At 71.7% G+C, this 22,973-nt stretch carries 23 protein-coding genes and 1 pseudogene; 16 read left to right on the forward strand and 8 right to left on the reverse strand.

The window, feature by feature from the left end:
- The first annotated feature begins 22 nt into the window (after positions 1–22).
- A complete protein-coding gene (locus BM396_RS11805) occupies positions 23–1,495 on the forward strand; it encodes a M81 family metallopeptidase (RefSeq protein WP_043388817.1) in 1,473 nt (490 codons plus the stop codon).
- Positions 1,492–2,634 (forward strand): M20/M25/M40 family metallo-hydrolase, encoded by a 1,143-nt coding sequence (locus tag BM396_RS11810; protein ID WP_043388814.1) that lies wholly within the window; start codon positions 1,492–1,494, stop codon positions 2,632–2,634. Before BM396_RS11805 ends, BM396_RS11810 begins: the two co-directional genes overlap by 4 nt.
- 257 nt (positions 2,635–2,891) lie before the next feature.
- Here the strand turns inward: BM396_RS11810 and BM396_RS11815 are convergent, their stop codons facing one another.
- From BM396_RS11815 to BM396_RS11825, 3 genes and pseudogenes are all read right to left on the reverse strand, one after another.
- Entirely contained in the window at positions 2,892–4,286 is a 1,395-nt protein-coding gene (locus tag BM396_RS11815) for an amidase family protein (protein ID WP_043388811.1), read from the reverse strand.
- A gap of 536 nt (positions 4,287–4,822) precedes the next feature.
- Positions 4,823–5,761, reverse strand: a complete 939-nt coding sequence (locus tag BM396_RS11820) for a metallophosphoesterase family protein (protein WP_043388809.1) — start codon at positions 5,759–5,761, stop codon at positions 4,823–4,825.
- Between the two features lie 64 nt (positions 5,762–5,825).
- Positions 5,826–6,320: pseudogene (locus tag BM396_RS11825) on the reverse strand (VIT1/CCC1 transporter family protein); the annotation flags it as partial.
- A gap of 288 nt (positions 6,321–6,608) precedes the next feature.
- Here BM396_RS11825 and BM396_RS11830 point away from each other — a divergent pair.
- From BM396_RS11830 to lpxK, 3 genes are read left to right on the forward strand one after another with little or no spacing between them, the layout of a single operon-like run.
- A complete protein-coding gene (locus tag BM396_RS11830; RefSeq protein WP_043388805.1) occupies positions 6,609–7,394 on the forward strand; it encodes a lysophospholipid acyltransferase family protein in 786 nt (261 codons plus the stop codon).
- Positions 7,391–8,722 (forward strand): 3-deoxy-D-manno-octulosonic acid transferase, encoded by a 1,332-nt coding sequence (locus BM396_RS11835; protein WP_043388803.1) that lies wholly within the window; start codon positions 7,391–7,393, stop codon positions 8,720–8,722. Before BM396_RS11830 ends, BM396_RS11835 begins: the two co-directional genes overlap by 4 nt.
- The gene (lpxK, locus tag BM396_RS11840; protein ID WP_043388801.1) at positions 8,722–9,702 is read left to right on the forward strand and encodes a tetraacyldisaccharide 4'-kinase; all 981 of its coding nucleotides are present in this window, start codon (positions 8,722–8,724) and stop codon (positions 9,700–9,702) included. Before BM396_RS11835 ends, lpxK begins: the two co-directional genes overlap by 1 nt.
- Positions 9,703–9,705: 3 nt before the next feature.
- Here the strand turns inward: lpxK and BM396_RS11845 are convergent, their stop codons facing one another.
- Positions 9,706–9,924 (reverse strand): DUF2093 domain-containing protein, encoded by a 219-nt coding sequence (locus BM396_RS11845; RefSeq protein ID WP_043349698.1) that lies wholly within the window; start codon positions 9,922–9,924, stop codon positions 9,706–9,708.
- A 62-nt stretch (positions 9,925–9,986) separates the two neighbouring features.
- Positions 9,987–10,973, reverse strand: coding sequence for a bifunctional riboflavin kinase/FAD synthetase (locus tag BM396_RS11850; protein ID WP_043388800.1), 987 nt, complete (start codon positions 10,971–10,973; stop codon positions 9,987–9,989).
- A 297-nt stretch (positions 10,974–11,270) separates the two neighbouring features.
- Between BM396_RS11850 and BM396_RS11855 the strand changes: the two genes are divergently transcribed.
- The 6 genes from BM396_RS11855 (at position 11,271) to BM396_RS11880 (ending at position 15,381) form a co-directional block, all read left to right on the forward strand.
- Positions 11,271–11,654, forward strand: a complete 384-nt coding sequence (locus BM396_RS11855; RefSeq protein ID WP_012317888.1) for a response regulator — start codon at positions 11,271–11,273, stop codon at positions 11,652–11,654.
- A 110-nt stretch (positions 11,655–11,764) separates the two neighbouring features.
- Entirely contained in the window at positions 11,765–12,298 is a 534-nt protein-coding gene (locus BM396_RS11860) for a protein phosphatase CheZ (RefSeq protein WP_051044744.1), read from the forward strand.
- Positions 12,299–12,421: 123 nt separating this feature from the next.
- On the forward strand, positions 12,422–13,210 hold the full coding sequence (locus BM396_RS11865; protein WP_043388799.1) for a creatininase family protein: 789 nt from the start codon (positions 12,422–12,424) through the stop codon (positions 13,208–13,210).
- A gap of 70 nt (positions 13,211–13,280) precedes the next feature.
- Complete coding sequence (locus BM396_RS11870; RefSeq protein ID WP_043388798.1) at positions 13,281–14,024, forward strand: DUF1223 domain-containing protein; 744 nt, start codon at positions 13,281–13,283, stop codon at positions 14,022–14,024.
- A gap of 110 nt (positions 14,025–14,134) precedes the next feature.
- Positions 14,135–14,692, forward strand: coding sequence for a sigma-70 family RNA polymerase sigma factor (locus BM396_RS11875; RefSeq protein WP_043349707.1), 558 nt, complete (start codon positions 14,135–14,137; stop codon positions 14,690–14,692).
- Positions 14,692–15,381 carry an NrsF family protein gene (locus tag BM396_RS11880; protein WP_051976350.1) on the forward strand — a complete coding sequence of 230 codons (690 nt, stop codon included), beginning with the start codon at positions 14,692–14,694 and terminating at the stop codon, positions 15,379–15,381. The genes BM396_RS11875 and BM396_RS11880 overlap by 1 nt, the downstream gene beginning before the upstream one ends.
- Positions 15,382–15,459: 78 nt before the next feature.
- Here the strand turns inward: BM396_RS11880 and BM396_RS11885 are convergent, their stop codons facing one another.
- On the reverse strand, positions 15,460–15,951 hold the full coding sequence (locus BM396_RS11885) for a YcgN family cysteine cluster protein (protein WP_043388797.1): 492 nt from the start codon (positions 15,949–15,951) through the stop codon (positions 15,460–15,462).
- Positions 15,952–16,244: 293 nt separating this feature from the next.
- Here BM396_RS11885 and BM396_RS11890 point away from each other — a divergent pair, with 293 nt between their 5' ends.
- The 3 genes from BM396_RS11890 to BM396_RS11900 are packed head-to-tail and all read left to right on the forward strand — an operon-like array spanning position 16,245 to position 19,880.
- A complete protein-coding gene (locus BM396_RS11890; protein ID WP_043388795.1) occupies positions 16,245–18,545 on the forward strand; it encodes a transglycosylase domain-containing protein in 2,301 nt (766 codons plus the stop codon).
- Positions 18,546–18,549: 4 nt separating this feature from the next.
- Positions 18,550–19,233 (forward strand): DUF1214 domain-containing protein, encoded by a 684-nt coding sequence (locus tag BM396_RS11895; RefSeq protein WP_043388792.1) that lies wholly within the window; start codon positions 18,550–18,552, stop codon positions 19,231–19,233.
- Positions 19,221–19,880, forward strand: coding sequence for a DUF1254 domain-containing protein (locus BM396_RS11900; RefSeq protein ID WP_043388791.1), 660 nt, complete (start codon positions 19,221–19,223; stop codon positions 19,878–19,880). Before BM396_RS11895 ends, BM396_RS11900 begins: the two co-directional genes overlap by 13 nt.
- Before the next feature lie 243 nt (positions 19,881–20,123).
- On the opposite strand, the gene BM396_RS11905 is transcribed toward BM396_RS11900, so the two are convergent.
- Complete coding sequence (locus BM396_RS11905) at positions 20,124–20,954, reverse strand: hypothetical protein (protein ID WP_236961549.1); 831 nt, start codon at positions 20,952–20,954, stop codon at positions 20,124–20,126.
- A gap of 53 nt (positions 20,955–21,007) precedes the next feature.
- Complete coding sequence (locus tag BM396_RS11910; protein WP_043349728.1) at positions 21,008–21,220, reverse strand: hypothetical protein; 213 nt, start codon at positions 21,218–21,220, stop codon at positions 21,008–21,010.
- Positions 21,221–21,661: 441 nt separating this feature from the next.
- Here BM396_RS11910 and BM396_RS11915 point away from each other — a divergent pair, with 441 nt between their 5' ends.
- Together BM396_RS11915 and gshB are read left to right on the forward strand one after the other, a co-directional pair.
- Complete coding sequence (locus BM396_RS11915; RefSeq protein ID WP_043349730.1) at positions 21,662–21,955, forward strand: hypothetical protein; 294 nt, start codon at positions 21,662–21,664, stop codon at positions 21,953–21,955.
- Between the two features lie 49 nt (positions 21,956–22,004).
- On the forward strand, positions 22,005–22,961 hold the full coding sequence (gene gshB / locus BM396_RS11920; RefSeq protein ID WP_043388789.1) for a glutathione synthase: 957 nt from the start codon (positions 22,005–22,007) through the stop codon (positions 22,959–22,961).
- Positions 22,962–22,973: the final 12 nt, after the last annotated feature.

The raw sequence follows: 22,973 nt of genomic DNA on the forward strand, positions 1-22,973 counted from the left end.
CGGGACGGATTGGGACAGGACCTTGAAGATCTTCATCGCGGGTCTCGCCACAGAGACCAACACCTTCGCGCCCTTGCCCACCGGACAAGCGGCGTTTCACGCCGACTACGCCCGCCGCGACGGCAGCCGGAATTCGCCGAGCCTCAGCAATATCGGCCTCAAGGCCTGGCGCACGCTGGCCGAGGCGGACGGGCATACGGTGGTCGAGAGCCTCTCGACCTTCGCGCAGCCCGGCGGCATCACCCTGCGGGCCGTCTACGAGGCGCTGCGCGACACCCTGCTGGAGGACCTGAAGGCGGCGATGCCGGTCGACGCGGTGCTGCTGTTCATGCACGGCGCCATGGTGGCGGAGGGCTATGACGACTGCGAGGGCGACATCCTGGAGCGGGTCCGCGCCATCGTCGGGCCGGACGCCACGATCGGCGTCGAGCTCGACCTCCACTGCCATCTCACTGAGACGATGCGGACCAACGCCGACGTCATCGTGATCTACAAGGAATACCCGCACACCGACATCGTCGACCGCGCCCGCGACCTGTATCCGTTGGTCGTCAAGACGGTGTCGAAGGACATCCGGCCGGTGATGGCGTACGCCGACTGCCGGATCGTCAACATGTGGCGCACCAGCCGCGAGCCGGTCGCGGGCTTCGTGCGCCGGATGGAGTCCCTGGAGGGGCGCGACGGCATCCTGTCGGTCTCCTTCGGGCACGGCTTTCCCTGGGGCGACGTGGCGGATGTCGGTGCCAAGATGCTGGTCGTCGCCGACGGTGATGCCGGCAAGGCGCAGGCGCTGGCCGATGAGCTGGCCGGCGCGGTCTGGGCGATGCGGGAAGAGGCCGCGAGCCGCTGCGATACGATCGACGCGGCCATCGATTTCGCCCTCGCCTCCGCCGACCCGCGCCCGATGGTCCTCGCCGACTTCGCCGACAATGCCGGCGCGGGCGCGCCTTCGGACAACACCGCGATCCTCGCCCGCCTCGCAGAGCGGGGCGTCAAGGACGTGGCCCTCGGCCTGATCTGGGATCCCGGGGCGGTCGGCATCTGCCACGAGGCCGGGCTCGGGGCGTCTTTCACGCTGCGGATCGGCGGCAAGTGCGGCGTGACCTCCGGGAACCCGGTGGACCTGCGCGTCACGGTGCGCGGCCTGTCGGACAACCACAGCCAGACCGGCCTCAGCGGCGGCCACGCCCATCTCGGCCCCGCGGCCTGGGTCGAGGCGGACGGGATCCACGTGGTGCTGACCCACAAGCGCCAGCAGGCCTTCGCGCCCGACGCGTTCACGGGTCTCGGCCTCACCCTCGACGACAAGCGGATGGTCGTGGTGAAGTCGATGCAGCATTTCTACGCCGCCTTCGCGCCGATCGCGAGCGAGGTCCGCTACGTCGCGGCCCCCGGAGCCGTTCCGCCGGATTACGGCGCGATCCCCTACACCAAGCGGTCGGGCCTCTACTGGCCGCGGGTCGCCGATCCGTTCGCCGAGGAGAAAGCCCGATGATTCCGGATCTGCGCTTCGACGCTCAGGACATCCTCGCGACCCTGCAGCCCTGGGTCCTCTGCGAGAGTCCCACCCACGACGCGGCGGCGGTCAATCGGATGATGAGCGTCGCCGCCCGCGATCTCGCGCTCCTCGGGGCGACCGTCGAGACGATCCCGGGCCGCATGGGCCTGAGCGACTGCGTCCGCGCGCGGTTCCCGCACCGGGACCGCGACCGGCCCGGCATTCTGGTGCTCGGCCATCTCGACACGGTGCATCCGGTCGGCACCCTCGGAAGCCTGCCCTGGCGGATCGAGGGCGACCGCGCCTACGGCCCGGGCATCCTCGACATGAAGGGGGGCAACGTCATCGCCCTGGCGGCGATCCGCGCCCTGGCGGCGGCCGGGATCGAGACGCCGCTGCCGGTGACCGTCCTGTTCACCGGCGACGAGGAGGTCGGCAGCCCCTCGACCCGCGACCTGATCGAGGCTGAGGCGGCCCGCCACGCCGTCGTGCTGGTGCCCGAACCCGGGCAGCCCGACAACGGCGTGGTCACCGGTCGCTACGCCATCGCCCGCTTCGATCTCGAGGCCCTGGGCCGTCCGAGCCATGCCGGCGCCTCGCCCCACGAGGGGCGCTCGGCGATCCGCGCGATGGCGCGCAAGATCCTCGCGATCGATGGGCTCTCGGACGCCGACTGCACCGTCTCCACCGGGATCGTCTCGGGCGGGCAGTGGGTGAACTGCGTCCCGACCGTCTGCCGCGGGCAGGCGCTCAGCATGGCCAAGCGCCAGGCCGACCTCGACCGCGGCGTCGAGCGGATGCTGGCGCTGTCGGGGGAGGAGGACGGCGTCCGCTTCACAGTGACCCGGGGCGTGACCCGGCCGGTCTGGGAGCCGGATACGGGCTGCATGGCGCTCTACGAGCAGGCGCGTGCCCTGAGCGAGGCGCTCGGCCAGCCCCTGCCCCATCGCAGTGCCGGCGGCGGCTCGGACGGCAACTTCACCGGCGCCAACGGTATCCCGACCCTCGACGGGCTCGGGCCGCTGGGCCAAGGCTACCACACCCTGGAGGAGCACGTGCTGATCGAAACCCTGCCGCAGCGGGCGCGGCTGTTCGCGGCCCTGCTGGCAAATCTCGGAGCCGCAGACCGGGCCTGAGCCCGGCCGGCGTGATGTCAGACGCCGACCCGGCCGACGGTCGCGATCGCGACGGCACCCCGGCAGGCCCCCCGCCGTGCCGCCGCGGACGAAGCCCGCCAGGGCGAGGAGCGGACCTGACGGCGCGGCCGGCAGACCGGTCAGGGGGCTTCCCAGGCACCCGCCGGTGGCGCTCCGCGACCCGTCGCGACTCCTGCGGCCGATCGTCGGACCGGCGGGGCGGCCACTTTTCGGTTCCCGACAGGGGCGGCCCGGCGTCAGACCGGGTCGACCGGCATCTCCGGCACGCCTCCGGCCTCGATCGCCGCGCCGGCCGCGAGGCATAGGTCTTCCCGGTAGCGGGCGGCGACCAGTTGCACCCCGACAGGGGTCCGTCCGACGAGGCCGGTCGTCACGGTGAGCGCCGGGACCCCGATCGGTGCCAGTCCCACCTGCAGCAGGTTCGCCTCGAAGGCCCGGGCGACGCCGGCATCCCCCGTGCGGTCGAGCCCGTCGGGGAAGGGCAGCTCGCCCGAGACCGGGACCAGAAGCACAGGGTTCTCGGCAAGGAACAGCGACCATTCCCGTGCCAGCGTCGCGCGCCGGGTGAGCGCCCGGGCGATGGCGTCGGGCGCCATCGCCTCGGCCCGCGACCGGAAGCTCTCCAGGAGCCCGATGGCCGCCGGATCCCCTTCCCGCTCCGCCGCAGCCCGGACCGCCGCGTAGCCGTCACCGAGCCAGAGCTGGAGCTGGAGTTCGCTGGCTTCCCGGATCGGCGGGGTGTCGGCGATCTCCGTGACCGTCCATCCGGCCTCGGCCAGGCGGCGCGCGGCCTCCCGCAGGGCGGCTTCGACCTCCGGGGCGGTGGCGAGTCCCCCAGGCCGCACGCACAGGGCGACCTGGCGCGGCACGGACGGCCCTTCCAGCGGCGCCGGCACCCACCATGGATCGCGCGGATCCGGGGCCGCCATGACTTCGAGGCCGAGGCGAAGATCCGCGATGCTGCGGGCGAGCGGCCCCGAGACCGCCATGAGTTGGGGACCGATCCCGCGCTCGGGCGAGGACGGATTCCAGGCGGGGATCCGGCCCAGGCTCGGACGCAGCCCGTGTACGCCGCAGGCATAGGCTGGATAGCGCACCGATCCGGCAATGTCGGTGCCGTGGGCGATCGCGCCGATCCCGGCCGCCACAGCCGCGCCCGCGCCTCCGGACGAGCCGCCGGGCGTCAGAGCCGGATCGCGCGGATTCTTGGTGTCGCCGTGGAGCTGGTTGGTGGTGAACCAACGCAGCGAAAAGGCGGGCGTGTTGGTCCGACCGAGCAGCACCGCGCCGGCCCGGCGGAAATTGGCGACCACGGGATTGTCGTCCGTCGCCACGAGGTCGCGCTGGAGACGCAGCCCGTTCGTCGTCGCGAAGCCCCGCTGGTCGGCATTGATCTTGATGGTGACCGGGACACCCGCGAGCGGACCGGGCGCCTCACCCCGAGCCCGGGCGGCGTCCACCGTGTCGGCCTGCGCCAGCACATCCTCCGGGCGGTGCTCGACCACGGCGTTGATCCGCCCATTGACCGTCTCGAGCCGGTCGAGGGCGTCCCGCGCGACCTCCCGGGCCGAAACTTGGCCGGTGCGGATCAGGGCCGCGAGGTCGGTCGCCGTCAGACGCCAGAGCTGCATGGGGGTTCCTTTCGCGCGCCCGGACGGGCGGGGTCCATCCTACGATTCGCACCGCCCGAGCGGCTCCCGGCCGGCCCGCGCAGCATATTCAATATGCAAGCCGATGGCCGCTTTTTTCCGCTTCCGTGGATCGCCAACGCCGGCAAGGCTTTGCCGCAATGCAGCAGAAAAGACCTAAGCATTCCGACGTAGGCGGCTCTTGCTACCTTTGGAACGACTGATAACCTCCCCCCGTTCGCGCGTTCGACCGGCCAATTCAGCGAGAAGGAACGACTTTCTTAGACGAGGGCAGGCAACCTCCAGCAGAAGGCAGGCTTCCATGGCAGAGGTGATTCGCGTCAGGCCGACACACGACGGCACCTACACTGTGTATCGCGGGACACTCGCGTTGATCTGCGGTCTTACCCGCCTCCAGGCCGAGCGCTACGAAGCGAGCCTCAGCCGACAGCAGCGCACCGACTTGGCAGTCGTCGGCATCTGACCCGCATCCCGATCCCGGGCCGGCGCCCCCCTCACGGGCCGGCCGGCCCGGCTCGTCAGGCGAGGTTTGACGCGTCGAGGTCCGACCCGTCGAGGTCCAGGGCGCCGAGATCGCTGATGGCGCCTGACGCATCGAGGCCCCGTCGCCGGGCCGTGACCGAGACTCTCTGGTCCGACCGGTCGATCTCGAACAGCAGGTAGGAGGCCCGGCGCGACGCCATCGCCCCGTGTCCGTGCGGGCGCGCCGATGCGGAGGGGGCACCCACCACCGGGACGGCCCGGCCGTCCGGCCCCGGGATCCGGGCGGCGCTGGTGACGTGATTGTGACCGTGCAGGATCAGGTCCGCCCCGGCCCGTGCGATCATCGCGGTGAACGCTGCGGCATCCTTCAGCTCGCGGCCGGGCGAGGCGCCCCCGGGCTGCGGCGGATGGTGGATCATCACCACGCGGAACGGGCGCCCCGGCTCCGTGGCCAGGGCGCGGAGCAGGGCTTCGGCCGCGGCCAGCTGCGGCGCACCGAGGCGGCCCGTCGCCACGAAGGGTTTGGTCGGAATCGCGCTGGACAGGCCGACCAGCGCCAGGGGCCCACGCCGCCGCAGGTAGGGAAAGCGGCCCCACGAGCCGGAATCGTCGCCCGTGTAACGGCCGCAGGCGGCGAGCAGGCCTTCGAGGGAGCCGCGGACATAGGCATCGTGGTTGCCCGGCACGAAGCTGACCGCTTCGGGCGAGCCCAGTGCCTCCAGGAAGGTGCGGGCCGTCTCCCATTCGCTCGGCAGGCCGATGTTGCACAGGTCGCCCGTACAGGCGATGTGTCCGGCGCCCTGCGCCTTCAGATCGGTGACCAGCGCCTCCAGCACCGTCATGTCATGGCTGCGCGAGCGCCCGCGCCGCCAATTGGCGTAGCCGGTGGCGCGCTTGCCGATGAGCTGGTGGAGACGCACCCGGCCGAGGGGGCCGACATGCGGATCGCTGAGATGGGCGAGGCGGAAGGTCAACGCCGGTGGTCACCCTCGACACGGGGACGGAAGGCGCCCCGCATCGCGGGCGCGGCGCCTCGCGTCAAGCGCTTCCGATCAGCATCCCGACCACCAGCACCAGCGCCCCGCCGAGCATGACCTGCAGGGCCGCGCGCCAGAAGGGCGTCGCCATGAAGCGCGTGCGGATCGCCGCGATGACCGCGAGTTCCACCACCACGACCAGGACGGCGAGGCTCGTGGCGAGCACGAACGGGTTCGGCCAGCCGGGCGGGAGCGTGTCGGGAATCGCGTAGGGCAGCGTGTGGCCGAGGCCGCCCAGCGTGGTCATGGCCCCGCACACCAGACCGCGCAGCCAGGGGTCGCCGCGGCCCGTGACCTGGCCGTCGTCCGAGAGCGCCTCGGTGAAGCCCATGCTGATGCCGGCCCCGACCGACGCCGCGAGCCCCACCAGGAAGGTCGCGCCGTTATGCCCCGTGGCGAAAGCCGCCGCGAAGATCGGCGCGAGGGTCGAGACCGAGCCGTCGATCAGGCCCGCAAGGCCGGGCTGCACGTAGCGCAAGACGAAGGCGCGGCGCGCTTCCGCGTCCAATGCGACGGCACTTTCGAGGGCGGCGGCCATGCGAATCTCCTTGTTTGGATCAATTCCAATCTACAGTCTGGAATTGATCCAAACAAGGGTGCTTGCCGTGTTTTCGCCGCTCCGCGGGAGCATCCGCGACGCCGGCAGGCCGGTCGACACCGGTGGCTCAAACGTGTGGTTGTGGGCGGGGCCGATTGTCTCGTCTCGGGGGCGGGGGCTAGACCATGCCCGGTCGAATTCGATCCGGAACTGATCGGGCGGCCGTCCAGCCGCCCCACGCGTGACATGAACCTCGGCAAGCGTCTTATCCGCCATCCGTCCGTGCAGGGCCTCCTCGGCCGTTTCGCGGCCGGCTATCTGCGGCTAGTGCGACTCACCAACCGCTTCGAGATCCATGCGGGCGATGCGTCCCCGGGGGTCGCGGACGGCTGGATCGACGCGCGCAAGCCGCTGATCATCGGCATGTGGCACGGCCAGCACATCATGATGCCGCTCATGCGTCGCTCGGGCGACCGCGTGGCCACGATCATCTCGCGGAATCCCGATGGGAACATCAACACCATCGCGCTGGAACGCTTCGGCGTCCGTGTGATGCGGGCCTCCGGCGCCCGCGGCCGCAGCCGCGCCACCGATCTGCGCGCCAAGGGCGGAGCCGAAGGATTGCGGGCCATGCTGCGGGCCCTGAAGGGCGGCGAATCGGTAGCCTTCAGCGCCGACGTTCCCAAGGTCTCGCGCCGGTGCGATGCCGGGATCCTGACCCTGGCGCGCTTCTCCGGGCGGCCGATCGTCCCCGCCGCCGTGGTGACGAGCCGGCATCTGCGCTTCAACTCGTGGGACCGGGCCTGCCTGGGCCTGCCCTTCGGCCGCGGCGCGATCGTGCTGGGCGACCCGATCTATGTTCCGCGGGACAGCGACGGCGAGGCGTTCGAGACGCTGCGCCGCTTCGTCGAGGCCGAGATGAATCGGGTGCATGCCCGCGCCTACGCGCTCGTCGGGCGCGCCGACCGGGCGGCGCTCTACCGCGACCCGCTTCCCGAGCTCCGAGACGCGCCGGTGGGAGACCTCGCGTGAGGCGTCCCTCCGTCACCCTGCCGCTGCAGGCCTACCGGGCCGGCCTGCGCATCGGCGAGCCGGCGCTGACCGGCCTGCTTGCGTGGCGTGCGCAGCGCGGCAAGGAGGATCCGCGTCGGCTTCCGGAGCGGCGCGGTCTGCCGGGGCGGGCCCGGCCGGTCGGGCCGCTGGCCTGGATGCACGGCGCGAGCGTCGGCGAAGCCCTGTCGCTGATCGGGCTCGTCGAGGGCATGATCGCCCGCGGCTTCTCGGTGCTCGTGACCACGGGCACACGCGCGGCGGCCGAACTCGTCGGCGTGCGGCTGCCGCCCGGCGCGGTGCATCAGTACATGCCGCTCGACGCGCCCCGCTGGATTGGACGGTTCCTGGAGCATTGGCAGCCGGACCTCGCGGTCATTGCCGAATCGGAGATCTGGCCGAACACGATCCTGGCGCTGGATGAGCGCGAGATCCCGCTGATCCTGGTCAACGGCCGCATGTCGGAGCGCTCGTTCCGAGGCTGGGAGCGCTGCCCGCGCACCGCCAAGGCTCTGCTGACGCGGATCGCGATCTGCCTCGCGCAGACCCAGGAGGACGGCGAGCGCTTCGCCAAGCTCGGGGCGCCGCGGGTGAGCATCGCGGGGAATCTGAAGTTCGACGCGTCGGTGCCCCCGGCCGACGCGCAGCAGCTTGCCTATCTCGGGGCCATGATGGCCGGCCGGCCGGTTTGGGTCGCCGCGAGCACGCATGCCGGCGAGGAGACCATGGTCGCCTATGCGCACGCGATGCTGAAGGTGCAGTTCCCCCAGCTCCTGACCATCATCGCCCCGCGGCATCCGGCCCGGGGGGGCGAGGTGGTGGCGTGCGCCGACGCCGTCGGCCTGCGCAGCGCCCGGCGCTCCACCGGCGGGCGGCCTCACCCGTCCATCGAGGTCTACGTCGCGGATACGATCGGTGAGCTGGGCCTGTTCTACCGCCTGAGTCCCCTGGTGTTTCTCGGCGGTTCCCTGGTGCCGCGGGGCGGACAGAACCCGATCGAGCCGCTGCGCCTCGGCTCTGCGGTGCTGCACGGGCCCCACATCGAGAATTTCAGCGTGGTCTATCAGGCCCTCGATCGGGCCGGGGGCGCCCTGCCCGTGCGCGACGGCGTCGAACTGGCGGCAATCGCCGCGGAGCTCCTCGGCGATCGGAGCCGGCTCGCCGACATGGCCCGTGAGGGGCAGCGTGCCCTGGAGCCCTTCGAGGGGGCGGTGGCGCGCACGCTCGCCGTGCTCGATCCCTTCGTGGCGCAGATGAAGCTCCAGCGCCTCGACCGGGGTAGCCGCGCGCGACCGCTCGTGCGGGCCTGATGCGGCCCCCGGCCTTCTGGGCGGCGGGGCCGGATCACCCGGCCGCGCGCGGCCTCGCCCCGTTCGCGGCGCTCTACGGGGCATTGGTGGCCCGGCGCATGGATCGTCCCGGCGCCCCGGCCGGCTGCCCGGTCCTGTGCCTGGGCAATTTCACCCTCGGCGGTGCCGGCAAGACGCCGGCCGCCCTCGCGGTCGCGGCCCTCCTCGCCGAGCTCGGCCGCAGGCCGGCCTTCCTGTCCCGCGGCTACGGGGGCCGGAACGCGGGCCCGGTACGGGTCGATCCCGACCGCCACGCCGCCGCGGAGGTCGGCGACGAGCCGCTGCTCCTCGCCCGCAGGGCGCCCGCGATCGTCTCTCGGGACCGGCCGGCGGGCGCCGCCCTCTGCCGGCAGCTTGGCGCCGACGTCATCGTCATGGATGACGGCCTGCAGAATCCGAGCCTCGTCAAGGATCTCAGTTTCGCGGTGGTCGACGGCCCCGCCGGCCTCGGCAACGGATTGCCGTTCCCGGCGGGGCCGCTGCGCGCGCCCCTCGCCCGGCAATGGCCGCATGTCGGCGGGCTGATCGTGATCGGTGACGGCGCCGGGGGCGACGCGGTCGCCCGGACGGCCGAGCGGCGCGGCCTGCCCGTCCACCGGGCGCGACTCGTGCGGGAGACGGATGATCTGGCGGGCCGGCGCTGCCTCGCCTTCGCGGGCATCGGCCGCCCTGAAAAGTTCTTCGCGACCCTGGCGACGGCGGGCGCGGTGATCGCCGGGACGCGTCCGTTCCCGGATCATCATCCCTACCGGCCGGGAGAACTGGCTGCCCTGGCCGAGTCGGCCCGGCGCCTCGGTGCAGACCTCGTCACCACCGAGAAGGACGCCGTGCGCCTGCCGCCGGCCTTCTCGGCAGACGTGCGCGTCCTGCGCGTCCGCCTCGTGCTCGACGACGTGGACGCCCTGCGCCGGCAGATCCGCGACGCGCTCCGCGCGCCGTGACCCTCAGGGACGGCCGGTTTCCTTGAGCCGCTGCAGAATCGCCTCGGGGGAGGCGTAGGCCTCCTGGCGGGCGGCGCTCCAGTAGCGCAGCCCGTCGAGCGGGATCGGCTCGCCGGTCACCGCGCAGCGCACGAAGCTGCCGGGCTTGACCACCCGCATGGTGCCGTCGCCGTACTCGACGACCGCTTCGCCGTTGTTCGCGCGCTCGTAACGACCCAGCACGTCCGCCTCCTGCTCGATGGCGCCTTCTACACGATCTGCACGCCCCGCGATGCCCGCGAGGTTCAGGTCAGCATCGACGGGGTTTCATCGCGCGCCAGCAGGGCCCGCGCCATCGCCGCATCGACATGCATGCGTTCGACCAGCGCGTCGGCGCTGGCGAACCGCTCCTCGCCGCGAATGTGTCCGACGAACTCCACGGCGATGTCCTGCCCGTAGAGATCGTCGGAGAAATCGAAGAGATAGGTCTCCAGCAGCGGCGCGCCGTCATCGAAGGTCGGACGGCGCCCATAGCTCGCCACGCCGTCGCGGAAGTCCCCCGACGTCAGGCGGACCCGCACCGCGTAGATGCCGTGTGCCAGCCCGCAATCGGGCAGCATCATGTTGGCGGTGGGAAAGCCGAGCTGCCGCCCGCGCTTGTCGCCGTGGCGCACCGCGCCGAGGACGAACCAGCGATAGCCGAGAAGCGCGTTGGCGCGGACGATGTCGCCGGCCGCGAGGGCGGCGCGGATCGCGCTCGACGAGACCGGCTCGGTCTCGCCGCCGAGGGCGACCGGCGCCACGATCCGGCAGCGCATCCCGGCTTCACGGCAGAGTTCGGCGAGGATCGCGGGGGTACCCTCGCGGCCGCGGCCGAAATGGAAATCGTGCCCGACGACAACGCCGGACAGGCCGAGCGCCCCCTTCAGGAAGTCGAGCACGAAGGCACGGGCGCCCGTGGCAGCCAGAGCCCCGTCGAAGCGGCGCACGATCAGGCCGTCGAGGCCCAGATGCGCGAACACGATCTCCTTGGCGGCGAGGCCGGTCAGCCGGAACATCGGCGCGTCGGGCGTGAAATAGGCCCGCGGGTGCGGCTCGAAGGTCAGGATCACGGCCGGTCGGCCCGCCGCACGGGCCTCGGCGCGCACGCCCTCGACGAGCACCCGATGACCGAGATGGACGCCGTCGAAATTGCCGATCGCCGCCACGGCCCCGGCCAGGGCGGGTGGGACGGGCGCATCGGCGCGGCAGATCGTGAAGGGCCGCGCGGCCGTGTCGTCGCCTGGGGCCATCGGTTCGGGGTCGAATGCTCGGAAGGGTCGGATGGGATCGCCTGACATGTCCGCGAGGGGCCCGACGCGGCCGGACCCTGCCCAAAGGCGCCCGGAGGGTCAAGCGAGGCATTCCGAGGGCGCCGGGCTGCCCTCGGGGCGCGCGGCCTCGCCCCGGCCGTCCCGATTAACCGCTTCGCAATGCGCGTGCCCTATTTTCAATGCTGTGCAGCGCAGCTAAAACGCAGCGTTAGCGAAGCGTTAATCTATCCGGGAGCCGCCGCGGCTTCCCGCCGGGCAATACGGAGCAGTTGTTCGATGGCTCTCGACCTGAGCATGCCGATCCTCGTTGTCGACGATTACCAGACGATGGTCCGCATTATTCGCAATCTACTGAAGCAGCTCGGCTTCGAAGAGGTTGATGACGCGTCCGATGGGACCGAGGCGCTGGCGCGACTGAAGGGCCGCAAGTACGGGCTCGTCATCTCCGATTGGAACATGGAGCCGATGACGGGCTACGAGCTGCTGCGGCACGTGCGCGCCGACGAAAATCTTCGGACGACGCCGTTCATCATGGTGACGGCCGAATCGAAGACCGAGAACGTGATCGCGGCCAAGAAGGCCGGCGTGAACAATTACATCGTCAAGCCCTTCAACGCGGCCACGCTGAAGTCGAAGATCGAGGCGGTCTGCGGAAGCTGACCGGCTCCCCTTCTTCGTCCCCTCGCCGTCCGGGCGGTTCGCTCCTGCGCCGCCGGGCGCCGAGACGTGGCGTGGCCGGTCAGGACGGCCACAGATCCGAGGAGAAGAGCATGTCGTCAGCCGCCTCACGGCAGGCCGATCTGCGGTTTCGTGAACCGCAGACCGTGATCGCCGAGCTGATCGAGATCGCGGATTACATCGCCCATCTCCGTGAGGAGATCGGGGCGCTGCGCGCGAACGAGATGAGCCGTGACCGCATCCCCATGGCGCACGAGGAACTCGGCAGCGTTGTCGCGGCGACGGCAGGCGCCACCAACACGATCATGGAGGCCGCCGAGGCGATGCTCGGCCTGCCCGACGGACCGGGTTACCGCGAGGCCGTCGAGGAGCGCATCAACACGATCTTCGAAGCCTGCGCGTTCCAGGACATCACCGGCCAGCGGATCGCCAAGGTGGTCGAATCGCTGCGCCTGTTCGAGCAGCGCCTGGCGCGGTTCGTGGGGGCCGTGAAGGCCCGCGACGCGTCCTCCATGGATCCCGCCGAGCGCGCGCGGCGGGCCCGGGCGGAGGATCTCTTGCTGAACGGTCCGCAGGCTGTGGACGCCACGCCTTCCCAGGACGACATCGACGCGCTGTTCGCCTGAGGCGAACCCTGCCGGCGAGGCGTCGACCGCCGACCCGATAGTCGACTCGGCGGCGGCCTGCCGGTTAGATCGCCTCCCGAACCCGCTGCCGCCCGGCGGCGCCGGATGGAGGCCTCGGCAGGAATGACGGCGCGGTTCTGGTCTGAATTGACCACCGAAGACTTGGCGCGTCGCGATATGAAGCGGGCGATCGCGGTGCTGCCGGTGGCCGCCATCGAGCAACACGGCCCGCACCTGCCGCTCGCCACCGACACCCTCATCGCCGAGGGCTACCTCGCCCGGGTGCGCGACCACGCGCCGCCCGATCTCGACGTGCTGCTGCTGCCAGTCCAGCCGGTGGGGAAGTCGGACGAGCACGATTCCTTCCCGGGTACGCTCTCCCTGGACACCGGGACGGCGCTCGCCGCCTGGACGGGAATCGGCGCGGCCGTCCACCGCGCCGGCTGCCGAAAGCTGGTGCTCGTCACGAGTCACGGCGGCAACAGCGGGCTCATCGATCTCGTGGCGGGCGAGTTGCGCGCTCGGTTCCGCATGGTGGCGGTCACGACGTCCTGGGCGCGACTCGGCTATCCCGAGGGCCTGTTCCCCGCCGACGAGATCGCCCACGGCATCCATGCCGGCGGGATCGAGACGGCGCTGATGCTGGCCCTGCGGCCTGACCTCGTCCGGGCCGACCGGATCGCCGACTTCCCGCCGCGGACGCGGGTGATGGTCCGCGACTTCACTCACCTGCGTGCCGGCCGCCCCGCCGCCTTCGCGTGGAAGGCCGGCGACCTCCATCCTTCGGGCGCCATGGGCGATGCGCGTCTCGGAACCGCCGAGGCGGGCCGTGCGGCGCTGGATTACGGTGCCCGGGCCTTCCTCGCCCTCCTGCGCGACGTCGACGCCTTCGAACTCGACCCGGACGTGTAACCGCCGCCGCGGCAGCGCCGAAGGAGCCGGTACGCCGGGTCCGAACCGCCGGCGTGCGGGAGTTCCGGCCATGCGCCCTGCCCTCTTGATCGCCGCCGTCCTGTCGTGTGCCGTCCTCCCTTCGGCCGAGGCGGCGGCGCGCCCCGTCGTCGTCGAATTGTTCACCTCGCAGAGCTGCTCCTCCTGCCCGCCCGCGGAGGCGCTGATCGGCCGCCTCGCCCATGAGCCGGCGGGTGCGCAGGGTGACGTCCTGCCGCTCGCGTTCCACGTCACCTATTGGAACCACCTGAACTGGCGCGACCCCTACGCCCTGCCGGCCGCCACCGCCCGCCAGGAATCCTACGCGACCCGCCTCGGCGGACCCGCCTACACGCCGCAGGCCGTGATCGACGGGCAGACCGGGCTGGTCGGCTCCGACGAGGTCGGGCTGCGCGCTGCCATCGCCCGCGCCCGGGAGGCCGGCCCCGGCATCCCGGCGACCCTGGCCCGCGACGGCGGGCGCGTCGTCGCGCAGATCGGGCCCGCGCCCGACGCCGGAGGGGCCTCCGGCCGCGTCCTGCTGATCGGGTACGATCCGAGCCACACCACGCGGGTGCTGCGCGGCGAGAATGCCGGGCGGACCCTCGAGCAGGCCAACGTCGTCCGCTCGCTGCAGGATCTCGGGCGCTGGTCCGGTGCCGCCGCGACCTTCACGGCGACCCGCCCCGAGGGCGAGACGGCGGCCCTGCTGCTTCAGGCCGATGACGGGCGCATCCTCGGCGCGGCGCGACTCGCCGTGGCCCCCGCCGGGACGGGACGGGAGGCCGTACGATGATGCTCGCCGTTTCGGGCGGGATGCCCGCGCGCGCTTGGGCGCTGGCGTCGGGATCCCACCGCGGGGTAGACACGACGCGGGCCGGGGGGCGGAACGACGGCGGAGCCCGGATGGCGCTCGAAGAGGAACTGGCGACCCTGATGGCGGCGGCGCAGGGCGGCGACGCGGCCGCCTACCGCTCGCTGCTGAAGGCGTGTCTGCCCGTGGTCTCGGCGATCGCCCGGGCACAGGGCGTGCGCGGCGAGGCGGTGGACGATGTCGTGCAGGACGCGCTGATGACCGTCCACCGGGCCCGGGCGAGCTACGATCCGGCCCGTCCCTTCCTGCCCTGGTTGCGCGCCATCACCCAGCGGCGGGCGATCGACCGGCTGCGCCGCGCCGGGCGGCGCCCGCGGGAGGTCAACGACCCCCTGGCCTACGAGGCCGAGGTCGATCCGGGCCCGATCCCCGGCCATGGGCTGGAGGCGCGGGATCGGGCGGCCGCCCTGGCCAGGGCGGTGGCGGCCCTGCCCGACGGCCAGCGGCAGGCCGTGGAGCACCTGGGCCTGCGCGAGCTGTCGCTCGACGAGACCGCGGCCCTCACCGGTCGCAGCAAGGGAGCCCTCAAGGTGAACCTGCACCGGGCGCTGAAGGCGCTCCGGGCCAGTCTGACGCAGGAGCGGGAGTGATGCCCGGAGAGGGGAGCAACCGGGCCGGCGGGGACCTGTCCCGTTACGACCGACTCGTCGAGGAACTCGCAGGGGGCCTCGAACCCGTGCGGCCGCTGCCGACCCCGGAGGCCCGCGCGGCGCTCTGGCTCGGCGTGACGCTGGTGGTCGGCGTCGTCCTCGCGGCCTGGATCGGAACCGGCGGCTTCATGCTGCGCATGCATGTGCCGGATCTGGCCCTCGCGGCGGTCGGCGCCGTGCTGACGGCGATCACGGCCGCCTTCGCGGCCTTCGCCACGAGCGTGCCGGGACGGTCCAGCCGCTGGGCGCTTTTGCCGCTTCCGCCCCTGGCCCTCTGGGTCGGCGCGAGCGGGCTGGGCTGCCTGCGCGACTGGATCGCGCCGGGGGCCGACGTGCCCGGCGAGCACACGATCGCGGGCTGCTTCAGCTTCCTGATCTGCGTCTCGGTGCCCTTGTCGGTGCTGATCGTCGTGATGCTGCGGCGCGCCTGCCCGCTGCGGCCGAACCTCACCGCCGCCCTCGGGGGGCTGGCGGTGGCGGCGGCGGCGGCGGCGCTGCTCATGCCCGTCCACCCCCACGACGCCACCGCCACGGATCTCCTGTTCCACGCGGCGGCGGTGACCATCGTCATCGCGGCGAACGGCCTGGCGGGCGGCCGGCTGCTCGGCCGGCACTCCGGGACCGGCTAGGGCGTACCGGTCGAGGCGCCGGGCCGCGACCACGCGGCGTGAGCCGGTCTGCGGGCCCCGGCGTCCGGCGCGCTCGCCTCAGGCGGCGCTGGGATCGAGGCCCGGCCAGTCCACGATCCGATCCGGCAGCTCGTCCTCGGAGAATTCCTCCTCGTTGCCGGCGAGCCGGCCGCGGACCGAGATGCCCGCCTCGTGCACGCTCGCGGCCCGGCCGGAGATCAGGGGATGCCACGGGTAGAGCGGCTGCCCGTCGCGCACGAGCCGGTACGCGCAGGTCGGCGGCAGCCAGGCGATCGACCGCACCGCTTCCGGCGTCAGGCGCACGCAGTCGGGCACCCGCTTCTGGCGCCGCGCGTAGTCGCGGCACCGGCAGGTGAGGCCGTCGAGCAACGTGCAGCCGATATCGGTGTGATGGACCTCGCCGGTATCCTCGTCCTCGAGCTTCATCAGGCAGCACCGGCCGCAGCCGTCGCACAGGCTCTCCCACTCGGACGGGGTCATGGCTTCGAGCGTCTTGGTCCGCCAGAACGGCTCGACCGCCCCGCGGCGCGGCGCCTCGGGCTTGGGCATCGGGAAAGTCTCTCGGATGGGAAGCCGCCTCTCTGCCCGAGCCCGGGCACCGCTGCAAGCGTGGCCGCCGACGACCTCCATGCGACCGGATCGCACCGTCGTGCGTTACGCCCAAGCTCGTCCGCGGCGATTCGCGAGACTGCGCAGAGCCTCGCCGACGGTTCCGGATCCTGCTATGGACCTCGGATGCCGTGCGGTGGCGCAGGCGCAGGGTTCGTGTCCGCGGCGCGGGCCCTCGACCATCCGCCGCCAGGATCCGCCGCAGAGGCGCTCGACAAGCCGGGTTCGACATCGTGCGCCTGCCGACGCTCACCGAGATCAAGGTCCGCCTCGAACGCGCCGCGCTCGCCTTCGACGCCTGGGTCAATGCCAGCCTGTACGATGGCGGCCAGTCCACGGGCGAAGCCTACGAGCGCTTCCAGCGCGTCATGAGCCGGTTCGCCGTGCGCGGCTGGAAGCGCGTCGCCCTCGACCTGACGAGCGAGGGCGTCACCATCGGGACCGGGGGCGCTGTCCTGATGCTCGCCCTGGCTCAGCCCGCCTTCCAGCTGACGAGCGAGAACTGGCTCAAGCAGCAGGACCTCGCCGTTACCTTCCTCGACCGCTACGGCACCGAGGTCGGCCGCCGCGGCATCAAGCATGACGATTCGCTCAAGCTCGATGACTTTCCCGACATCATGATCAAGGCGCTGGTCTCCACGGAGGACCGGCGCTTCTACGAGCATTGGGGCATCGACCCGATCGGCACCCTCCGGGCGCTGGTCAACAACTCGCGCGGCGGCGGCGGCACGCAGGGCGGCTCCTCGATCACCCAGCAGCTCGCCAAGAACCTGTTCCTGACGAACGAGCGCTCCCTGGAGCGCAAGATCAACGAGGCGTTCCTGGCCCTGTGGCTGGAGAGCCACCTCACCAAGAACGAGATCCTGAAGCTCTACCTCGATCGCGCCTATATGGGCGGCGGCACCTTCGGCGCCGTGGCGGCGGCGGACTATTATTTCGGAAAGCCGCTCAAGGACATCAGCCTCGCCGAGGCCGCCATGCTGGCGGGCCTGTTCAAGGCGCCCACCAAGTACGCCCCGCACGTCAACCTGCCGGCGGCGCGCGCCCGGGCGGCGGACGTGCTGCACAATATGGTGGAGGCGGGGTTCGTCACCGAGGGCCAGATCCAGACGGCGCTCCGCAACCCGGCGACCCCGGTGACCCGCACCCGCGACATCACCGCCGACTATTACCTCGATTGGGCCTTCGGCGAGATCAAGGCCATGGCCGACGCGGGCAAGCTGCGCAGCGATCGTGTGCTGACCGTGAAGACGCCCCTCGACCTTGCCATCCAGAAGCGGGCCGACGAGGTCGTGGCCGACATCCTGCGCAAGTCCGGCGACGCCTACGACGTCGACGAGGCCGCGATGGTGATCCTCGACCCGGACGGGGCGCTGCGCGCCATGGTGGGGGGCGCCGATTACGGCGAGAGCCAGTTCAACCGCGCCACCGACGCCCTGCGCCAGCCCGGCTCGTCGTTCAAGCCCTACGTCTATTCGGCCGCGCTCGCCTCCGGCCTGTTCAAGCCCGACACGACGGTGGTCGACAGTCCCGTCTGCATCGGCAACTGGTGCCCGCAGAATTACGGCCGCTCCTATGCCGGCCGGGTGCCGATGTGGCTCGCGGTGGCGAAGTCGATCAACACGATCCCGATCAAGATCTCGATTTCCCTCGGCAAGGCCATGGGCATCAGTCACGAGGCCCGGGCCGCCAAGGCGGGCCGCGCAAAGATCACCGAACTTGCCCACAAGATGGGCATCACCTCGAACCTGATCGACACGGTGTCGATGCCGATCGGCTCGGACGAGGTGACGGTGATCGACCAGGCGGCGGGCTATGCGGTCTTCGCCAACGGCGGCTTCCGCGCCAAGCCCTACGCGGCCATCGAGGTGAAGAACTCGTCCGGCGAGGTGATCTACCGCCACGCCGACGAGGCGCCCGAGCGGGTGCTCTCGCCGCAGGTCGTGGCCGACATGAACTTCATGCTGAACAAGGTGGTCGAGGAGGGCACTGGCAAGCGGGCGCAGCTCGAGGGCGTGAAGGTGGCCGGCAAGTCGGGCACCACGAACGCCTACCGGGACGCGTGGTTCGTCGGCTACACGGGCAATTACGTCGGCGCCGTCTGGTTCGGGAACGACGATCACACCTCCACCAACAAGCTGACCGGCGGCTCGCTTCCGGCCCAGACCTGGCACGACATCATGGAGCCGGCCCATCAGGGCATCGAGATCAAGGGTCTGCCCGGCCTGAAGGACAGCCCGCGCGCCGCCCAGCAGCAGGCTTCCGGGGGCCCGACCGCCCCGATCGACCCCAATGCCAGCGCCTACGGCAAGCTCTCGCGCCGCTCCTTCGAGGTGATCAGCGGCCTGAACGGCCTGTTCCGCACGGTCGAGCGCGCCCCCGCAGAACCGGCTCCGGACGCACCCTCCGGAACCGGAGAGCCGCGCAAGACCGGCAGGAAGCCCGGCGACCGGGCCGCGGTGCCGCCGTCCGGCCAGCTGCGCGAACTTGCCGAGGGCAGCCGCCCGGTCGGCGGTTTCACCGAGGTTCGGTGAGCGCATGAAGCTCACGATTCCCGACGCGTTCGGCCGCGTCTCCATGTCCGCCGGCGCCCCGCGCAGCCGCGCGGTCCGGTTCGTCCGACGGCTGTGGCGCAAGACTTCGATCGCCGGCCTTGCCGTCTACGCCCTGGCGCTGGGCGCCCTCCTGGGCCTCGCCAGCGCCGACTGGGCGACGAGCGGCGGCTATCCGTTCGGGGGCGTTCAGGTCGGTGCCTGGACCGCTTGGCCGCGGGCCGGCGCGGCGAATGCGGATCCTTACACCCGCGCCGTCAATGCCCGCCGGGGAGAGATCCCTCTGGCGGTCGGTGAGGGCCTGCTCCTGACGGCGGCGGTCGACGATGCCGGGCAGGCGCTCGACGCCACCTGCACCTACCGGATCGGCGGCGCGACGCCGCCCGCCCGCGCCTGGACGATCACGGTGGCCGGCCGCGGCCCGCGCGATCCCGGCCGTGCGCCCCTGCGCGAGGGCTTCACCTCCACCGAAGTGCTGCGCGCGCCCGACGGGTGGTTCTCGATCGTGCTCGCGCCGGATGTGCAGCCCGGGAACTGGCTCCCGAGCCCGCGGGCGACCGGTCCGGTCCGGCTGGCGCTGCGCCTCTACGATACGCCGGTGGCCGCCAGCGTCGGGTCCCTCGACCGGAGTTCCGTGCCGGCCGTCACTCGCCTCGGATGCGCCTCGTGAGCCTGCGCTTCGTCTACGCCACGCTGATCGGCCTCGTGCTCGCCGGGATCGTCCACATCGCGGCGGTCCTGGCGATCCCTGCCCTCTCGGAAGCCGACGCCGTCTCGCGCGCCCGCACCAGCGAGAACCTGGACCATCCGCAGTCGATCTACACGGTCGCCACCGGTGACGACCCCTCCCCGCCCGAGGCATGGCTGCCGATCCCGGATCCGGCGGTGGCGGTGGGCGTCTGCGCCTACAACCTCGCGGACGGGCCCATGCGCGTCTCCGCCCGCACCGGTCCCCTGTCCCTGTCGCTCGCCGCGCATGCCCGCCGCGGGGCCTTCTACGCGGTGACCGACCAGGCCGCGGTCCGTGGCGCCCTCGACCTCGTCATCCTGACCCGCGCTCAGTACGACGAGGCGCTTGCGGACGACGACGAGAACGATCCGAGCCGCGACGTGCGCATCGTCGCGCCCGACACGCGCGGCTTCGTGGTGGTGCGGGTGATCGCCGGTCTCCCGAGTCAGCGTCCCGCCGCGAATGCCGCGGTCCAGGCCGTCTCCTGCACCACCGACACGTCGACGGACGATGCGCCGACGGGCAAGGACGCGCCCGGCAAGGACGCGCCCGGCAAGGATGGGCCCGGCAAGGGGACGGGGCGCTAGCGGGGCCGTCGAACGGGCTGGCTGCGTCGATCGACGTGCGGCGGGCCTCAGCCACCTTCGTCCGTTCGGGGATCCGCGGATCGTCCGCGTCTCCAGCACTGGGCGATCGGCCGGATGGACCTGCCCCTCTCCCTGACCCACGATCCGGACACGCGCGGGCCTGCAGGTCGGCCACGCGGCCGATGTCGCGGCGGCACGGGCGCTGTCGTCGTCAGGATGGGGCGCGACCGCAGTCTCGGTCGTTCAATACTTGACCACCAGCGGCTCCGCCTGCGCGACCGGCACCGGGGGCGGCAGCGGAGCCGGTCCGAGGCCGCAGCGGGCCGCGGCATCCGGCGGGAGGAGCGGGTCGAGCAAGTTGCGGCGGGCGGCCAGCATCATGATGGACCGCTCGGCCGAGACCGATTCCGGTGCCGGCGCCGCGGCGAACAGGTGTTCCAGGGCGAAGCGGTAGCGCGCGAGCCGTAGGCCGGCCTCGAAGCGCACCCAGGCGATCAGGCAGCGATTCTCGGCGACCCGCTGGGCGGCCTCCAGCACGTCGGCGTTGTCGAGGGTCTTGGCGAAGGGCAGGCTGCGCAGACGCGCGGCATCGGCGTCGATGACGCGGGCGGCCAGCGCCACGAAGATCGGGATCAGCCGGGCATCGGCCGTGGCGTCGTCGCCGAGCTTCCGGTAGCGGGAGACCGGGGAGCGGGACGGCTCCGCCGTGAGGGCCTCGTAATAGGAACCGACTTCCTCGTAGCGCCAGGTCGGCGGGAGCACGTGGGCGCTGGCGAGGCCGAGCACCGCGTCCTGAAAGGCGGTGAAGCTGCTGGCGGGCTGGACGAATCGCCATGCGCGGTCGCGCAGGGCCTGCTCGTCGTCGGTGAGGCCGGATTCGAGCAGCAGGCGCCCGCGGTCTCGGGTGCTGAAGCTGCCTGTCGTATCGATGAGCCCGTTCCAGACCCCCGTACGCGGTCGGCCGAAATCGCCGCTCTGGGTGCAGGCTGCGAGCACGGCCAGTGCAGCGCCGACGGGGCCGAGGCGCATCGCTCGGCGGGCGCGGCCGAACGGCCGGCGATCCGGGGCTGACATGGGAGAACCGTCTGTGGCGGCGTGCGGCCGATGTGACATGGACCGCGACGTCCTCAGGACGCGAGGCGCTCGTAGCGCACGCCGAGGAACAGGAGGATCTCGCCGCGCCGCTCGCCGGAGCGCGGAATGCGGGAACTCCGACGCGCCTCTGCGCCCGGAAAGGGAATCAGGTCCGCGGACGCGGCCGGCGCAACTCTGCGGGACAGATCGGCGGCCGACTTCGACGAGCGGATTTCGCCGGTCTCCTGCGGCTTGAAAAGGGTCATGGTCTCCGGCTCCTGTCGGCGGTCCGAGCATCTGGCCCGGGCCCTTCGGAGGGCGTCGGCAAGGGCTACCGAAACAATCCAGCACGACGTGGTTAACGGAGTCTTTCCAGGCATCGGCGCCCGAAGAGCGCTCTGATGGGAGTTGGCGCGCGACTTGCGTGGCCTTCCGTGCCCATGGCGGGCGTTTCCTCCCTTCGACTTGAGGCCCCGTCCGATCCCGGACGGGGCCTTCTTATGTGGAGCGTCGTGTCTTGTCGGACGCCGCCGCCGTGCGACCCGCGAGCCACACCGCGGCGAAGCGTGGTCGCGACGTTCCTGCGCGGAACCCCTCGGGACCTCCAACGCTTGCCTACCGCCCGGCCCGACCGATATGCCGGACGCGGGCGATTGCGGGACCGCCGCGTCGGTTCTCCGCCCGAGCGAGATTGAGGACACCGCTGAATGCGACTGGTTCCGGAACGATCCCTGCGCGCCGCCCGCCGCCGCGGGTTGGCTACTGCGGCGCTGGCGCTGTTCGCGCTGACGGCTGGCCCCGCCTATGCCCAGCGCGAGGACCAAGGCCTGCAGCTTGGCTGCGCGAACGACTATTTCCGCCTCTGCGCGGGCGTCGACCCGAACAGCCAGGACGCGGATCGCTGCATGATGCGCAACCGCAAGCGCCTGTCTCCCGAATGCCGGTCGGCGATCGGCGACTACGACAAGCGCACGGGCAGCAAGTCTCTGTCCGACGATTGAGATTGCCGCATCCGGTTGTGATGTCCGCCGTTGGCGAGGGGCGTTTGGTATGAGCCTGACCGTCGCGGTTCAGATGGACCCGATCCAGAATATCCGGATCGCGGGTGACACGACCTTTGCCCTGCTGCTGGAGGCCCAGCGGCGGGGGCATACGCTCGTCTACTACACGCCGGACCGGCTCTCGATGCAGGGCCGGCGCGTCACCGCGCGGGTCGAACGCCTGAGCGTGCAGGACGTCGAAGGCGCGCATTACACTCTGGCGCCACCGGAGCGGCTCGACCTGGCCGAGGCGGACGTGGTGCTGATGCGCCAGGATCCGCCCTTCGACATGGCCTACATCACGGCCACCCACATGCTCGAGCGGATCCATCCGGAGACCCTCGTGGTCAACGATCCCTTCGAGGTGCGCAACGCGCCCGAGAAGCTGTTCGTCCTCGATTTTCCCGAGTTGATGCCGCCGACCCTGATCAGCCGCGACAAGGCGGAGATCGAGGCCTTCCGGCTGGAGCACGGGACGGTAGCGATGAAGCCGCTGCACGGGCATGGCGGCGCGGCCGTGTTCAAGGTCACCGAGAAGGATCCGAATTTCGGCTCGATGTTCGACCTGTTCGCCACGACCTTCCGGGAGGCCTGGGTGGTGCAGCGTTACCTCGACCGGGTCACGGAGGGTGACAAGCGCATCATCCTGGTCGACGGCGTCCCCATGGGCGCGGTCAACCGCGTCCCGGCGGCGAACGACATCCGCTCCAACATGGTCCGCGGCGGGGCCGCCTCCGCCTCGGAGCTGACCGACCGCGAGCGCGAGATCTGCGCCACGATCGGGCCCGAGCTGGCGCGGCGGGGCCTGATCCTGGTGGGGATCGACGTGATCGACGGGCACCTCACCGAGATCAACGTCACCTCGCCCACTGGCATCCGGGCGATCCAGCGGCTCGGGGGCCCCGACCTGTCCGTCGCCGTCTGGGATGCGATCGAGGCCCGGATCGCGGCACGCAAGGGCGTGTGACGGCGCGCGGCC

This window comes from Methylobacterium sp. UNCCL125 (genome assembly GCF_900116795.1).
Taxonomy (GTDB): Bacteria; Pseudomonadota; Alphaproteobacteria; order Rhizobiales; family Beijerinckiaceae; genus Methylobacterium; species Methylobacterium fujisawaense.